12 protein-coding genes are annotated in these 15260 nt (G+C 62.4%); 5 read left to right on the top strand and 7 right to left on the bottom strand.

Annotation, left to right across the window (positions count from 1 at the left end; all coding sequences use genetic code 11):
• Window positions 1–3: 3 nt before the first annotated feature.
• Both glcE and glcD read right to left on the bottom strand, forming a co-directional pair.
• The gene (glcE, locus tag KSS94_RS12225; protein ID WP_217843228.1) at window positions 4–1047 is read right to left on the bottom strand and encodes a glycolate oxidase subunit GlcE; all 1044 of its coding nucleotides are present in this window, start codon (window positions 1045–1047) and stop codon (window positions 4–6) included.
• Window positions 1047–2546: a glycolate oxidase subunit GlcD gene (gene glcD, locus KSS94_RS12220; protein WP_217843227.1), complete on the bottom strand. Its 1500-nt coding sequence runs from the start codon at window positions 2544–2546 to the stop codon at window positions 1047–1049. Before glcD ends, glcE begins: the two co-directional genes overlap by 1 nt.
• A gap of 227 nt (window positions 2547–2773) precedes the next feature.
• Here glcD and glcC point away from each other — a divergent pair, with 227 nt between their 5' ends.
• Both glcC and KSS94_RS12210 read left to right on the top strand, forming a co-directional pair.
• Entirely contained in the window at window positions 2774–3532 is a 759-nt protein-coding gene (gene glcC / locus KSS94_RS12215; RefSeq protein WP_217843226.1) for a transcriptional regulator GlcC, read from the top strand.
• A 199-nt stretch (window positions 3533–3731) separates the two neighbouring features.
• Window positions 3732–4085, top strand: a complete 354-nt coding sequence (locus KSS94_RS12210) for a winged helix-turn-helix domain-containing protein (protein WP_217843225.1) — start codon at window positions 3732–3734, stop codon at window positions 4083–4085.
• An 88-nt stretch (window positions 4086–4173) separates the two neighbouring features.
• On the opposite strand, the gene KSS94_RS12205 is transcribed toward KSS94_RS12210, so the two are convergent.
• Window positions 4174–4944: an SDR family NAD(P)-dependent oxidoreductase gene (locus KSS94_RS12205; RefSeq protein ID WP_217843224.1), complete on the bottom strand. Its 771-nt coding sequence runs from the start codon at window positions 4942–4944 to the stop codon at window positions 4174–4176.
• A gap of 74 nt (window positions 4945–5018) precedes the next feature.
• Complete coding sequence (locus KSS94_RS12200) at window positions 5019–5852, bottom strand: transporter substrate-binding domain-containing protein (RefSeq protein ID WP_217843223.1); 834 nt, start codon at window positions 5850–5852, stop codon at window positions 5019–5021.
• A gap of 288 nt (window positions 5853–6140) precedes the next feature.
• Between KSS94_RS12200 and KSS94_RS12195 the strand changes: the two genes are divergently transcribed.
• The 3 genes from KSS94_RS12195 (at window position 6141) to ppsA (ending at window position 10566) form a co-directional block, all read left to right on the top strand.
• A complete protein-coding gene (locus KSS94_RS12195; RefSeq protein ID WP_217843222.1) occupies window positions 6141–6653 on the top strand; it encodes a heme-degrading domain-containing protein in 513 nt (170 codons plus the stop codon).
• Between the two features lie 90 nt (window positions 6654–6743).
• Window positions 6744–8141: a GABA permease gene (gabP, locus tag KSS94_RS12190; RefSeq protein WP_217843221.1), complete on the top strand. Its 1398-nt coding sequence runs from the start codon at window positions 6744–6746 to the stop codon at window positions 8139–8141.
• A 49-nt stretch (window positions 8142–8190) separates the two neighbouring features.
• Window positions 8191–10566, top strand: coding sequence for a phosphoenolpyruvate synthase (ppsA, locus tag KSS94_RS12185; protein ID WP_217843220.1), 2376 nt, complete (start codon window positions 8191–8193; stop codon window positions 10564–10566).
• Between the two features lie 230 nt (window positions 10567–10796).
• On the opposite strand, the gene KSS94_RS12180 is transcribed toward ppsA, so the two are convergent.
• From KSS94_RS12180 to aptA, 3 genes are all read right to left on the bottom strand, one after another.
• Window positions 10797–12101 carry an aspartate aminotransferase family protein gene (locus KSS94_RS12180; protein WP_217843219.1) on the bottom strand — a complete coding sequence of 435 codons (1305 nt, stop codon included), beginning with the start codon at window positions 12099–12101 and terminating at the stop codon, window positions 10797–10799.
• Window positions 12102–12298: 197 nt separating this feature from the next.
• A complete protein-coding gene (locus KSS94_RS12175; protein WP_217843218.1) occupies window positions 12299–13795 on the bottom strand; it encodes a CoA-acylating methylmalonate-semialdehyde dehydrogenase in 1497 nt (498 codons plus the stop codon).
• Between the two features lie 70 nt (window positions 13796–13865).
• Window positions 13866–15212 carry an omega-aminotransferase AptA gene (gene aptA / locus KSS94_RS12170; protein ID WP_217843217.1) on the bottom strand — a complete coding sequence of 449 codons (1347 nt, stop codon included), beginning with the start codon at window positions 15210–15212 and terminating at the stop codon, window positions 13866–13868.
• Window positions 15213–15260 lie beyond the last annotated feature (48 nt).

Genomic DNA, 15260 nt, shown 5'->3' with positions numbered 1-15260 from the left:
GGGTCAGAGCTCCGCGTACATCCGGCCGGGGTTGAAAATGCCTTGTGGGTCCAGGCTGGCCTTGAGTTGTTGGTGGTAGCGCAGTAACGCAGCAGGCAGCGGGTGAAAGGGGGCGTGCTGGCCGCTGTAGCAAACGGCATGGCCGCCGGCGCCAGCCGCCATGGCCCGCACCTGCTCGGCGCTGGCATCGGTTTTCAGCCAGCGCTGGGCACCGCCCCAGTCGGCCCATTGCTCACCCACAAGGTTCAGGTCGCCAGCCGCCAAAGGCAGCGACAGGCGCCAAAGCGGCCGTGCATCCTGAAAGAACGGGGCACGCTGTTCTTTCAGCGCCTCCCAAAAACCGGGCTCTACGGTTTCGCAGCCCAACCGGTCGCGAGCAGCGGCCACCGAGCCTTCACCGCCTTCAAGGCGCAGGTGCAGGGCCTCGCCATCGTGGCAGGCCGCGCTGATCGGCAGCGGCTGCTGGCCCCACTCGGCCAAGCGCTGCAAAGCCTCTGCAAGGTCAACCTGCAGGCGCAGGTTGGCCACCGCCCGGGCCTTGGGCAGCACTTTCAGGCTCACTTCGGTGATCACCCCCAGGCAGCCATGGCTGCCTGCCAGCAAGCGCGATACGTCGTAACCCGCCACGTTCTTCATCACTTCGGCGCCAAACTTCAGGTGCTTGCCGTGGCCGGTGATCAAGCGGGTGCCCAGGACGAAGTCACGTACCGAACCGGCCCAGGGCCTGCGCGGGCCGGCCAGGCCGGTGGCGAGCATGCCGCCGACCGTCGCGCTTGCGCCCAGGTGCGGCGGCTCACAGGGCAGGCACTGGCCCTGCTCGGCCAACACCGCCTCCAGTTCATGCAAGGGCGTGCCGGCGCGCACGGTGATGATCAGCTCGGTAGGGTCGTAACTCACCACGCCCTGGTGGCTGCGGGTATCCAGGGGCTGCCCCTGAACCTTACGCCCCAGGTGCAGTTTGCTCTGCCCACCGTGAATGAACAGCGGTGTACCAGCGGCAAGGGCGCCCTGCACCTGGTCCAGCAGTTGTGCACTGTTGTCAGCCATCAAAAGCGCTCCAGCTCAGGGAAAGGCAGTTGCCCATGGTGAATGTGCATGCTGCCGAACTCGGCGCAGCGGTGCAGGGTCGGGATGTTCTTGCCAGGGTTGAGCAGGCGGCGTGGGTCGAAGGCCGCCTTGATGGCGTGGAAGCAGGTCAGCTCATCGCTGTTGAACTGCGCGCACATCTGGTTGATCTTCTCGCGCCCTACCCCGTGCTCGCCGGTGATGCTGCCGCCCACCGCCACGCACAGTTCGAGGATTTTCCCGCCCACTTGCTCGGCACGCTCCAGCTCGCCGGGAACGTTGGCATCGAACAGGATCAACGGGTGCATATTGCCGTCGCCGGCATGGAACACGTTGGCGACACGCAGGCCGTACTCGGCTGACAGCTCGGCAATGCCGCGCAGCACGCCGGGTAGCGCGCGGCGCGGAATGGTGCCGTCCATGCAGTAGTAATCGGCACTGATGCGCCCTACGGCCGGGAAGGCATTCTTGCGCCCGGCCCAAAAGCGTGTGCGCTCGGCCTCGTCGCGGGCCAGGCGCAGTTCGGTAGCGCCCGCAGCGCGCAGCACGTTCTCCACCCGCTCGCAGTCGTCGTGCACATCGGCCTCTACCCCGTCCAGCTCGCACAGCAAAATCGCCTCGGCGTCCACGGGGTAACCGGCATGGATGAAGTCTTCGGCGGCGCGAATGGCCAGGTTGTCCATCATCTCAAGCCCGCCGGGGATCACCCCGGCAGCTATGATGTCGGCAACAGCGGCGCCGGCTTTCTCCACCGAGTCGAAGGCCGCCAGCAGCACCTTGGCCACCTGCGGTTTGGGCAGCAGTTTGACGGTTACCTCGGTGACGATCCCCAACATGCCTTCGGAACCTGTGAACAACGCCAGCAGGTCGAAACCCGGGCAATCCAGTGCATCGGCCCCCAGGGTCAGCGGTTCACCCTCGACGGTGAGAATTTCAACCTTGAGCAGGTTGTGCACCGTAAGGCCGTATTTGAGGCAGTGCACGCCGCCGGCGTTCTCTGCCACGTTGCCGCCAATGGAGCAGGCGATCTGCGAAGAAGGATCGGGCGCGTAGTACAGCCCATAAGGCGCCGCCGCCTGGGAGATGGCCAGGTTGCGCACGCCGGGCTGCACCCGGGCGTAACGCTGCGCCGGGTTGACCTCGAGAATACGGTTGAAGCGCGCCATCACCAGCAGCACGCCCTGCTCCAATGGCAGCGCGCCACCCGACAGGCCTGTGCCCGCGCCGCGGGCCACCACCGGCACACCCAGCGCATGGCAAACCTTGAGGATGGCCTGGACTTGCACCAGCTGCTCAGGCAGCACCACCAGCATGGGGGTTGTGCGGTAGGCAGAAAGGCCGTCGCACTCGTAAGGGCGCAGGTCTTCCTCGGTGTGCAGCACGGTGAGGCCCGGCACGTCGCGTGCCAACGCCTGGAGCACCTGCTGTTTGGGAACGCGCGGCAACTCACCGTCGACGCGCTCGTCGTAAAGGATAGTCATGGCCGGTCTCGTTTTTTGTTGTTGTACGGGCCTTGCAACCAGCCCTTGAACCCGATCATTAACACTTCGCCGCAGGCCGTCCAGCGCTAACAACACTGGTCCTACCAGTTTTTTTGAAGGGCCACCGGGCAAACCCTTTGAAAGCCCCATGAAAGCTGGTTTCATGGGGCTTTCAAATTAGAATTTCATGCGCACTACAACTGGTCATACCAGTAAGGAGTTCGACAGTGGGCCAGCCACTCCCCCAGCACATTGCCGACAAGGTCGCCGAACAGATCGAGCAACTTATCGTCGACAGCGTGCTCAAGCCCGGCCAGTTGCTTCCGTCCGAACGAAACCTGTGTGACCGGCTGCAGGTCTCGCGCTCGGTACTGCGCGAAGGGCTGCGCATTCTGCGGGGCCGCGGGATCATCGACACGCACCAGGGCAAAGGCTCCTACGTGGCCGACCTCACACAACACAACCAGACCCCGCTGATGCACCTGTTCAGCGCCCAACCCAGGACCTTGTATGACCTGCTGGAGGTACGCGCACTGCTCGAGGGTGAGTCGGCACGCTTGGCCGCGGTGCGCGGCACCCAGGCAGACCTTGTGCTGATCACCCGCCGCTACGAAGAAATGCTCAAGGCCCACGCCGCGCCCGAGGGGCTGAGTTCGCAAGAGCATGCGCGACTCGACCACAGCTTCCACCTGGCCATTTGCGAGGCGTCGCACAACCCGGTGCTGGTGCATACCCTGCGCTCGCTCACCGACCTCATGCTCAGTTCGGTGTTTGCCGCAGTGAACAACCTGTACCACCGCCCCGAGCAGCTGCATGTGCTCGACAAGCACCACAGCAAACTGTACCGCGCCATTCTCCAGCGCCAGCCGCAAGCAGCAGAAAAGGCCGCACGCACGCATATTCTGGATATCAGCGAGCGGTTGAAGGAGCTGGAGAACGAAGAGCAACGGCTGGTGCGCGCAACCTTGCGGCTGGAAGGCTGGTAGGTGCTATAGGGCTACGGGCTCATCGATTGCCATTCGAAGCGCCGCAGTACGCCGTACACCTGCTGTATCACCCTCGCCAAGCAAGGTCTCGGAGCCGGCCAGCATGATGGGCTACCGCCTTGAAACTCCCCGAACGGTACATGTGTACACAGCAATGCATGCAGTATAAAGTTGCCGCATCTTCGGGGAAAAAGCCGGTTTGGATGCGAGCACCATGGGGTACGAGAATAAACAATCGGCAGCACTACCCGGCGCAGATGAAGCACTGTGGGTTGATACGACAAAAGCCGAGCTCTTCTGCAACGGGGTATCGCGCACGCTGAAACCGACCCCTTCGCGCCTGCTTCACCTGCTTGTTCAACACAGCGGGCAAATCGTCAGCCGCAGGGCCATTTATAAAGAGATCTGGGGTTATGACTTCGACCCGGGGACCAAGATCATCGAAGTGCAAGTGCACTACCTGCGCAGCGTTTTGACCCACCTGAAGTCGTCTTTCGAGATCAAAACCTACAAAGGCAAAGGCATCTGCCTGCAACGTTCGGCGCGGTGCTGAGCAGGTTACTGTCAGCCTTGCGCTCGCTGCGCCCCCCGCGCCCCGTTACCCGGGTTGCCGAAGCGCCAGCGATGCCGCGCAAAAGGCCTCAGCGCAGGTAACTGCCACCATTGACGTCCAGCGTCGCCCCGTTTAGCGAAGCCTGCGACGGGCGCAAGGTGAATGCGACCAGTTCAGCGATTTCAGCGGGGCTGGCCATACGACCCACCGGGATATCCGCCACCGCCGCCGCCTCGCCGTGCTGGGCGATGAACTGCTCTGCCATGTCGGTGCGTACCCAGCCTGGGGCGATGGCTACCGCGACAACACCCTCACCGGCCACACTGCGGGCGAGGGATTTGGTCAGGTTGATCAGTGCTGCCTTGCTCGAGCCATAGGGCAAGGCGTCTGCTGCATAACCGCGCTGCGCAGCCCGGCTGGCCATGTTGATGATCCGCCCGCCGCCATTGGCCCGATAATGCGCAACCGCTTCTCGGCACAGGTCGGCTGCGGCGAAAAAGTTGACCTGAAACTCCCGTCGCCACGCCTCGCGCCATCGCGCCGAGTCTGCCTCCAGGGGTATTTCGGTGCGGATGCCAGCGTTGTTGACCAGGCCATGAAGCCTGCCACCACAGGCCTCCAGCGCCACCTGCCACAGCTGCTCGGGGCCGGTTTCCTGGCTCAGATCACCCTGAACGATCCAGCCGTTGCCACCAATGCGCTCAAGCAGTTGCCGGGCACCTTGGGCATCACGACTGTAGTGAATGACCGGCAGCGCGCCTTCGGCTGCCAGTTGCTCGACGATAGCCGCGCCAATGCCGCCGGATGCGCCAGTTACCAGAACGGTCAGCCCAGCCAAGGGGCGGGTCAGGTCACTCATCTGTGTTCACCTTCCTTTTATTTGAAAAACGACGGCTGCCTGCGATAAACGAAGACAGCCGTGGGGGGGACGATCTACTTCGCCGAATTAGCCTCGACCGAGGCCTTGTCGACCAGTTGCTGGATCTCGCCAGTGTCGCGACGCTGGCGCAGATAGATGTTCAGTACTTCCAGGTCGGCGGCAGAGATGTCGCGGCGCACACCGAACGAAACGCCCTGTTTGGCCAGCGCCGGCTTGGGGAGGATTTCGCGCGCCCAGTCCGGGTTTGCCAAGGCAAACAAGTGATTGGTGTCATTGGCATCTACCAGTACGTCGGCACGTTTGGACATGACTGCCAGGCGGGCTTCATCCATGCCCGGCAAGCGCATGATCTTGCCGTTGCGCACCACAGAAGAAATAGCTTTGTCCTGCGCGGTGCCTGACATCACCGCAAAGGTGACCTCTGGCTTGTCCAGCGCGGCAATGTCGTCGTTCACCTGGGCGACTTTCGGGTTGTTCTTGTTCACCAGCAGCGACACCTGGTAGTCGGTTGCAGGGACAGTAAACGCCACCGCCAATGCCCGCTCAGGCGTCTGGTTCAATGCCATGGCCAGGTCCCACTTGCTGCTTTGCAGGCCGGCGACCAGGTTGTCCCAGTTGGTGTCGACGAAGGTCACCTTCACCTTCAACACCTTCTCGCCAAAGTCCCGGCAAAGGTCGACGAAATAGCCGCTGTAGTCGCCGGTCTTGGCATCACGCATCACATACGGCGCGGCCACTGCGGCACCACAGCGCAGCACCCCGGCTTTTTGCACGTCCTGCCACATCGAGGTTTCAGCGGCCTGCGCCGCAGACTGAGCCAGCATGGCACTGCCAAAGCAAGCGCCAAGCAGCAGGGTTTTCAGCGTAGACGGGAGAGAGAGAACCATTTGCAACCTCACTGATAGTCATTTTTGTTGGCAGGAAGGTACGACGTGGTGATGCATGCGATTTTGTGTGCATGGCTGCATCCAAGTTAAGATTCAAGCTGAACACTGTCAACAGGTAGGCGCGATGAAAATAATCGATCGAGATCACCTCAATGGGCACGAGGTTTAGCGAATAAAAAAAAGCATCTAAGCGTGAGAAAAAATGGATTTAACTCACCCATAAATCGCCTCAAGCTGTCGAAGACTATTGATGCGGGGGCGATCAAGTGCTGCCCCAAGGAGAACCGGATGAGCCTTACCGACGAGCTGGCGCTAGTGGTTCGCCAAGAAGAAACGCTGCAGTACACACGCTTCGATGAAGCGGCCGCCTGGCAACTGGGCGCCTACCTGTACGACCAGGCCGCAACAGAGTCATGGCCATTGGTCATCGCCGTACGCAGGTTTGACCGCCCGTTGTTTTTTGCAGCCAGGCCAGGGGTTACCTCCGACAACCATGCATGGGTATCCCGCAAGCAACGCACCGTGGAGCGTTTTCTACGCAGCTCCTACCGGCTGCGTTGCCAACTGGCCCTGGAGGGTCAGGACATCACCCAGCGCTACCACCTTGACCCGGCGCAATACGCAGGTTGCGGTGGCGGCTTTCCGATCAGCGTCAAGGGCGCCGGAGTGATCGGCAGCGTGACGGTTTCCGGGCTACCTGACCGCCAGGATCACCAGATCATTGTCGATGCGCTGTGCGAACTGCTGGGACATGACCGAAGCGCACTCTCGCTCGCCGCCGAGTGCCCTTTCCAGCAATAGGCCCGCACGTTGGCGCCCCAGCTGCGCACGGCGCAGGGGCGCCGGGTTATACGGATCAGAACGTTCCAAAAACAATTATCGAGTTCTTCCATGTCCAATTCATCACTTGCACCTGGCCTGAAGCAGCGCCATGTCACCATGCTGTCGATTGCCGGGGTCATCGGCGCCGGCTTGTTCGTCTTCTCCGGGCATGCCATTGCCAAGGCCGGGCCGGCAGCGCTGCTGGCCTATATTTTCACCGGCGCCCTGGTGGTGCTGGTGATGCGCATGCTGGGCGAAATGGCCGTCGCCTCCCCGGATACCGGCTCGTTCTCCACTTACGCCGACCGCGCCATCGGGCCGTGGGCGGGTTTCAGCATTGGCTGGCTGTATTGGTGGTTCTGGGTGCTGGCGATCCCGCTGGAGGCCATTGCCGCGGCAAACATCATCAACGCCTGGGTACCCGGGGTGCCCACCTGGGCGATTGCCTCGGCGCTGATTCTGCTGCTGACTGGCTCCAATTTCTTCAGCGTCGCGCGCTACGGCGAATTCGAGTTCTGGTTCGGCCTTATCAAAATCATCGCCATCATCGCCTTCATCGCGCTGTGCGCGGCTGCCCTGCTGGGGCTTCTGCCCGAGCGCGAGGTCAGCGGCCTGGGGCAACTGATGGCGCTGCACGGCGGGTTTGCGCCAAACGGTGTAGGCGCAATCATCGGCGCCATGCTCACCACCATGTTCAGCTTCATTGGCGCCGAAGTGGTCACCATTGCCGCCGCCGAATCGAAGAACCCGGCCCGACAGATCACCCGTGCCACCAACTCGGTGGTATGGCGTATCTGCGTGTTCTACCTGCTGTCGATCGTGATGATCCTGTCGATCGTACCGTGGAACGACCCACGCCTGCCGCAGGTTGGCTCGTTCCAGCGCGCACTGGAGATCATGAACATCCCCAACGCCAAACTGATCATCGACATCGTGGTGCTGTTGGCCGTCGCCAGTTGCATGAACTCGCAGGTTTACACCGGCTCCAGGATGCTCTACTCGCTGGCCCGACGTGGCGATGCACCGCGTTTTCTCAAGCGCATCAATCGCGCCAAGGTGCCGGTTGCCGCAGTCGCCTGCACCACGGTACTTGGCGTCGTGGCCACCTTTATCAACTACTTCGCCCCCGAAAACGTATTCAAGTTCCTGCTTTCCACCTCCGGTGCGGTGGCCTTGCTGGTGTACCTGGTGATCGCAGTCTCGCAACTGTGTCTGCGCAAGAAAATGCTCGCCGCCGGGAAGCCTCTGGCGTTTCGCATGTGGCTGTTCCCGTGGTTGACCTGGGCGGTGATTCTGTTCATCAGCGGCGCATTGCTCAGCATGTTTTTCATCGAAGCTTACCGTTCTGAAATTACCGCCACCGGCCTGCTGGCCATCCTGATCATCTGTCTGGGCCTGATGAACGCGCGCAAGGCGCCGCACCCGGTCCTCGGGCAGCCAAGACACAAGGCGCCTGCAGCGCAATGATGGTCGAAATCCCTATGCAGCAACTCGAACAATTACCGGAGAGTCAAACGTGGTTGAGTACGTAGTTTCCCTCGATAAGCTCGGCGTCCATGATGTGGAGCATGTGGGGGGCAAGAACGCATCCCTGGGCGAGATGATCAGTAATCTTGCCGGCGCCGGCGTATCGGTGCCGGGCGGCTTTGCCACTACGGCTCAGGCGTACCGCGACTTCCTCGAGCAGAGCGGCCTGAACGACAAGATCCACGCCGCGCTCGACGCGCTGGATGTCGACGACGTCAACGCCCTGGCCAAAACCGGCGCGCAAATCCGTCAGTGGGTCATGGAAGCCGAGTTCCCGGCGCGCCTGGACGCCGAGATCCGCACCGCCTTCGCCGAAATGGCCAACGGCAACGACAACATGGCCGTGGCCGTGCGCTCCTCGGCCACCGCCGAAGACCTGCCGGACGCCTCGTTTGCCGGCCAGCAGGAAACCTTCCTCAACATCCGCGGCGTCGATAACGTCATCCGTGCGGCCAAGGAAGTATTCGCCTCGCTGTTCAACGACCGCGCCATCTCGTACCGCGTGCACCAGGGCTTCGACCACAAGCTGGTCGCCCTGTCGGCCGGCGTGCAGCGCATGGTCCGCTCCGAAACCGGCACCGCCGGCGTGATGTTCACCCTGGACACCGAGTCGGGCTTCCGCGATGTGGTGTTCATCACCGGCGCCTACGGCCTGGGCGAAACCGTGGTGCAGGGTGCGGTCAACCCTGACGAATTCTATGTACACAAGAACACCTTGCAGGCCGGCCGCCCGGCCATCCTGCGCCGCAACCTGGGCAGCAAGGCGATCAAGATGGTCTATGGCGAAGAAGCCAAGGCCGGTCGTTCGGTCAAGACCGTCGAGGTCGACCGTGCCGAGCGTGCGCGCTTCTGCCTGAGCGATGACGAAGTCGTTGAGCTGGCCAAGCAAGCCATGATCATCGAGCAGCACTACCAGCGCCCGATGGACATCGAGTGGGCCAAGGACGGTGACGACGGCAAGCTGTACATCGTTCAGGCCCGCCCTGAAACGGTGAAGAGCCGCGCCAGCGCCAATGTGATGGAGCGCTACCTGCTTAAAGAGAAGGGCACCGTGCTGGTCGAAGGCCGCGCCATCGGCCAGCGCATCGGCGCCGGCAAGGTCCGCGTGATCAACGATGTGTCCGAGATGGACAAGGTGCAGCCGGGCGACGTGCTGGTGTCGGACATGACCGACCCGGACTGGGAACCGGTGATGAAGCGCGCCAGCGCCATCGTCACCAACCGTGGCGGGCGTACCTGCCACGCGGCGATCATCGCCCGTGAGCTGGGCATCCCGGCCGTGGTCGGTTGCGGCAACGCCACCCAGGTGCTCAAGGATGGCCAGGGCGTGACGGTGTCCTGCGCCGAAGGCGACACCGGCTACATCTTCGAAGGCGAGCTTGGCTTCGACATCCGCCAGAACTCGGTGGACGCCATGCCGGACCTGCCGTTCAAGATCATGATGAACGTCGGTAACCCGGACCGTGCCTTCGACTTCGCCCAACTGCCCAACGAAGGTGTGGGCCTGGCGCGCCTGGAGTTCATCATCAACCGCATGATCGGCGTGCACCCCAAGGCGCTGCTGAACTACGCAGGCCTCCCGCCGGAGCTCAAGGACAGCGTCGACAAGCGCATCGCCGGCTACAACGACCCGGTCGGCTTCTACGTCGAGAAGCTGGTCGAGGGCATCAGCACCCTGGCTGCGGCCTTCTACCCGAAAAAGGTCATCGTGCGCCTGTCGGACTTCAAGTCCAACGAGTACGCCAACCTGATCGGCGGCAAGCTGTACGAGCCGGAAGAAGAAAACCCGATGCTGGGCTTCCGTGGTGCTTCGCGCTACATCAGCGAGTCGTTCCGTGACTGCTTCGAGCTCGAGTGCCGTGCGCTCAAGCGCGTGCGCAACGAAATGGGCCTGACCAACGTCGAGATCATGGTGCCGTTCGTGCGCACCCTGGGCGAAGCCAGCCAGGTGGTCGACCTGCTCGCCGAGAACGGCCTGGCCCGTGGCGACAACGGCCTGCGCGTGATCATGATGTGCGAGCTGCCATCCAACGCCATTCTGGCCGAAGAGTTCCTCGAGTACTTCGACGGCTTCTCGATCGGTTCGAACGACCTGACCCAGCTGACCCTGGGCCTGGACCGCGATTCGGGCATCATCGCCCACCTGTTCGATGAGCGAAACCCGGCCGTCAAGAAGCTGCTGGCCAACGCCATTGCCGCCTGCAACAAGGCCGGCAAGTACATCGGCATCTGCGGCCAGGGCCCGTCGGACCACCCGGACCTGGCCAAGTGGCTGATGGAGCAGGGCATCGAGAGCGTGTCGCTGAACCCGGACTCGGTGCTCGAGACCTGGCTGTTCCTAGCTGAAGGCCTGACCCCAGCCTGATTCAACTGTCGATGGCCTCGCATGCGCTGATGCGATGCGTGGGAGCGGCCTTGGCCGCGAAGCAGGCGACGCGGTGGACGGCACCGGCTATGCCGGTGATTCGACTCGCCAGGGTTGGCAGGAAAGCAAAAGGCCGCTGGGGGACAGCGGCCGGCACCGGTGAAAGAGGTGGTGCTCCCGCCCCGCTACCGGGGCGAGGAGCGAGGGCTACAGCGCAGGATGCGCGCGTATCAGCCCACTACCGAGCCGAGCACTTCATCGAGGATGGCAATACCCGTCTCGACTTCTGCGGCACTGACCACACAGGGCGGCACCACGTGGATGCGGTTCTCGACCACGAACGGCAACAGCCCGCGTTCCAGCAATTTAGCCTTGATCGCCTGCATCTTGTCCGCGGCCAGCGGCGCACGGGTCTGCGCATCGCTGACCAGTTCCAGTGCCCAGAACACACCGGCACCGCGCACGTCACCGACCACCGCGTGACGCTGCTGCAGCTCGCGCAGGCGCGGACCGAGCACCTTGCTGCCGATTTCCAGTGCGTTTTCGACAACACCCTCTTTGCGCATGGCGTCAATCGAGGCAACGATCGAGGCCATGGCCAACGGATGCCCGGAATAGGTCAGGCCGCCCGGGAAGAAGTGGGTATCGAAGTAGTTGGAGATCTGCTCGGAAATCACCACGCCGCCCACCGGCACGTAGCCCGAGTTGACGCCTTTGGCAAAAGTGATCAGGTCCGGCACCACGTTGTAGTGCTCCAGGGCGAACCATTTACCGGTGCGGCCGAAGCCCGACATCACTTCATCCAGGATCAGCATGATGCCAAACTCGGTGGCCAGCTCACGTACGCCCTGCATGTAGGCGGCAGATGGCATCAGAATGCCGGCGGTGCCTGGCAGGCTTTCGAGCAAGATGGCGGCAATCGAAGCCGAACCTTCGCTCTCGATCACCCGGCGCAGGTGGCGCAGCGCGCGCTCAGTTTCTTCGGCCTCGGTCTGCGCGCTGAACTCGCTGCGGTACAGGTAGGGGGTGAAGAAGTGCACGTGACCGCGGGCGTATTCGTTCGGCACCCGGCGCGGGTCACCGGTGGCAACGATCGCCGAACCGGTGTTGCCGTGATAGGACCGATAGGCCGACAGCACCTTGTCGCGGCCGGTGAACAGCCGCGCCATACGCATGGCGTTTTCGTTGGCATCGGCGCCACCGTTGGTGAAGAACACCTTTTTGAAGCCGGCAGGCGCCTGCTCGATGATGCGCTTGGCGGCCTCACCGCGCGCCAGGTTGGCCGTGGCCGGCGCGACGGTGGTCAGCGTGGCGGCCTGCTCCTGGATGGCTTTGATGACTGCAGGGTGCTGGTGGCCCAGGTTGGTGTTGACCAACTGGCTGGAGAAGTCCAGGTAGCGCTTGCCGTCAAAGTCCCACACGTTGCAGCCTTCGCCACCTGCGATGACCAGCGGGTTGAGTACACCTTGCGTGGACCACGAATGGAAAACAAATTCGCGATCGAGCCCTTTAACGTATTCGTTGTTGATTGCCATGATGCTCAACGACCTCTTGATGGTTCGGCTCGGCAAAGAAAAGCCGCCAGCGTGGTGGCGGCGAGGTCTTAAGCCAAAGCTTTTGACAAATGGTGAGAAGGTAAACCCGAGAAGTACCTCTTCGGGGTGAGCGGCAGCGCCATCGGCTTATCTCCGTCAGAACAGCCGATGACGCCACCACTCGAACTCATGCGCCCTTAGCTGTTGCTTGGGAACGCGAACTGCGCCGCCTCATGGCTGGTGCGTTTCGGCCAACGCTGGGTGATGGCTTTCTTGCGGGTGTAGAAGCGCACACCGTCCGGACCATAGGCGTGCAAGTCGCCGAACAGCGAGCGCTTCCAGCCGCCGAAGCTGTGGTAGCTGACCGGTACCGGCAGCGGTACGTTGACGCCAACCATGCCCACTTCGATTTCGTCGCAGAACAGACGCGCCGATTCACCATCACGGGTGAAGATGCAGGTGCCGTTGCCGTACTCGTGGTCGTTGATCAGCCCGATGGCATCTTCCAGGCTGTTGACCCGCACGATGCACAGCACCGGGCCAAAGATCTCTTCCTTGTAGATACGCATCTCTGGGGACACGCGGTCGAACAACGTGCCGCCGACGAAGTAGCCATCCTCGTGGCCGGCAACCTTGAAGCCGCGGCCATCAACCACCACTTCGGCGCCTGCAGCGACGCCGTCATCGATGTAGCCCAGCACCTTGTCGCGAGCAGCGGCGGTGACCAGTGGCCCCATGTCCAGGCCGCAGTTGGTGCCGGCACCAATCTTCAGTGCCTTGATCTGAGGTACCAGCTTGGCCACCAGTGCATCGGCGACCTGATCACCCACGCAAACGGCTACCGAGATGGCCATGCAGCGCTCGCCGCACGAGCCGTAGGCTGCGCCCATCAGTGCGCTGACGGCGTTGTCCAGCTCGGCATCAGGCATCAGCACGGCGTGGTTCTTCGCGCCGCCCAAGGCTTGCACACGCTTGCCGCGCTTGGTGCCTTCGGCGTAGATGTACTCGGCAATCGGCGTGGAGCCGACGAAGCTCAAGGCCTTGACCTCTGGGGCCTCGATCAGCGCATCTACCGCTTCCTTGTCACCGTGCACCACGTTCAGCACACCTTTTGGCAGGCCGGCTTCGTGCAGCAGCTCGGCGATCAGCAGGGTCGAGCTTGGGTCGCGCTCGGACGGCTTGAGGATGAAGCAGTTGCCGCAGGCGATAGCCAGCGGATACATCCACAGTGGCACCATGGCCGGGAAGTTGAACGGGGTGATCCCGGCAACTACACCAATGGGCTGCAGGTCGCTCCAGGCATCGATGTTTGGCCCGACGTTGCGGCTGTACTCGCCCTTGAGAATTTCCGGGGCGGCCGATGCGAACTCGACGTTCTCGATACCGCGCTTGAGTTCACCCACGGCGTCTTCGATGGTCTTGCCGTGCTCTTCGCTGATCAGTTGGGCGATACGCTGCTCATTGGCCTCAAGCAGTTGCTTGAAACGGAACATCACCTGGGCGCGCTTGGCCGGCGGGGTGTTGCGCCAGGCCGGGAATGCCGCCTGGGCAGAGTCGATGGCCTTCTGCACCGTGGCGCGGCTGGCCAGGCCCAGTTTGTGGATCGCCTGGCCGGTAGCGGGGTTGAATACGTCGGTGGTGCGTGCAGCGTCTGCGACGTGTTCACCGTGGATCAAGTGCTTGATAGTGGTCATGCTCATTCCTCAAAGCTTGGTAAAAGCTACATCTCAATAAGAAGCGCCCCCGCCACACGGGGGCAGTCGATCAGTTGATGCCGTGCAGGGCTTCGCCCACGGCATCGAACATGCGATCCAGTTGCTGGGGTTGGGTATTGAAGGTCGGGCCGAACTGCAGCGTGTCGCCGCCAAAGCGCACATAAAAGCCAGCCTTCCAGAGCGCCATACCGGCCTCGAACGGGCGCACCAGTGCATCGCCATCGCGCGGGGCTATCTGCAGCGCACCGGCCAGCCCGCAGTTGCGAATGTCGACGATGTGCTTGGTGCCCTTGAGGCCATGAATGGCCTGTTCAAAGTGCGGCGCCAGCTCCGCCGACTGCTGCACCAGGTTGTCCCGCTCCAGCAGTTCAAGGGTTGCAAGTGCGGCGGCGCAGGCCACCGGATGGGCCGAATAGGTGTATCCATGGGCGAACTCGACAGCGTATTCGGGCGATGCCTGGTACATGAAGGCGTCGTAGATCTTGCTGCTGGCAATGACCGCACCCATCGGGATGGCACCGTTGGTGATTTGCTTGGCTACGTTCATCAGGTCCGGGGTGACGCCAAAGTGCTCGGCACCGGTCATCCTACCCATGCGGCCGAAGGCGGTAATGACCTCATCAAAGATCAGCAGGATGTCGTGCTGGTCGCAGATTTCCCGCAGCCGTTGCAGGTAGCCCTGCGGCGGCACCAACACGCCGGCCGAGCCTGACATCGGCTCAACGATGACCGCGGCGATGTTCGAGGCGTCGTGCAGCTCGATCAATTTAAGCAATTCGTTGGCCAGTGCCACCCCGCCGGTCTCGGCAGCGCCTCGGGTGAAGGCCAGCTCCGGCTGCAGAGTGTGGGGCAGATGGTCGACATCCATCAGTTGGCCAAACATCTTGCGATTGCCGCCGATACCGCCCAGCGAGGTGCCAGCCACATTGACGCCGTGGTAGCCACGGGCGCGGCCGATCAGCTTGGTCTTCTGCGGCTGGCCTTTAAGGCGCCAGTAAGCCCGGGCCATCTTGACCGAGGTGTCGGCGCATTCAGAGCCGGAGCCGGTAAAGAACACATGATTGAGGTCGCCTGGGGTCAGGCTGGCGATTTTTTCCGCCAGCTTGAACGATAGCGGGTGGCCATATTGAAAGGCTGGAGAATAATCCAAGGCGACTAATTGCCTGGCGACCGCGTCAGCAATTTCCTGGCGCCCGTGGCCTGCGCCGCAGGTCCACAGCCCGGACAAACCGTCGAATACTTCCCGGCCGTGCTCGTCGATCAGCCAGTTACCTTTGGCGCCGACGATGAAGCGTGGATCCTTGCGGAAATTGCGGTTCGACGAAAACGGCATCCAGTGGGAGTCCAGCTTGAGCCCGCTGGCCAGGGATATTTTTGTTTGCAGGGCCTGATTCATGGCTTCGATCCCGAGACTGGTTGTATGGGATCAAGCTTGTACCGAAGC

Origin of the sequence: Pseudomonas fakonensis (assembly GCF_019139895.1) — a bacterium.
Classification (GTDB): Bacteria; Pseudomonadota; Gammaproteobacteria; order Pseudomonadales; family Pseudomonadaceae; genus Aquipseudomonas; species Aquipseudomonas fakonensis.
Note: the sequence above shows the minus strand (reverse complement) of the source record. Positions and strands in the feature narration are given on the sequence as shown.

What these genes read in the sequence shown, in the direction of transcription:
- KSS94_RS12175 (WP_217843218.1), bottom strand. Translation starts at nt 13,795, where the DNA reads ATGACCACTATCAAGCACTTGATCCACGGTGAACACGTCGCAGACGCT.
- glcE (WP_217843228.1), bottom strand. Translation starts at nt 1,047, where the DNA reads ATGGCTGACAACAGTGCACAACTGCTGGACCAGGTGCAGGGCGCCCTT.
- KSS94_RS12200 (WP_217843223.1), bottom strand. Translation starts at nt 5,852, where the DNA reads ATGGTTCTCTCTCTCCCGTCTACGCTGAAAACCCTGCTGCTTGGCGCT.
- KSS94_RS12180 (WP_217843219.1), bottom strand. Translation starts at nt 12,101, where the DNA reads ATGGCAATCAACAACGAATACGTTAAAGGGCTCGATCGCGAATTTGTT.
- gabP (WP_217843221.1), top strand. Translation starts at nt 6,744, where the DNA reads ATGTCCAATTCATCACTTGCACCTGGCCTGAAGCAGCGCCATGTCACC.
- KSS94_RS12195 (WP_217843222.1), top strand. Translation starts at nt 6,141, where the DNA reads ATGAGCCTTACCGACGAGCTGGCGCTAGTGGTTCGCCAAGAAGAAACG.
- aptA (WP_217843217.1), bottom strand. Translation starts at nt 15,212, where the DNA reads ATGAATCAGGCCCTGCAAACAAAAATATCCCTGGCCAGCGGGCTCAAG.
- KSS94_RS12205 (WP_217843224.1), bottom strand. Translation starts at nt 4,944, where the DNA reads ATGAGTGACCTGACCCGCCCCTTGGCTGGGCTGACCGTTCTGGTAACT.
- glcD (WP_217843227.1), bottom strand. Translation starts at nt 2,546, where the DNA reads ATGACTATCCTTTACGACGAGCGCGTCGACGGTGAGTTGCCGCGCGTT.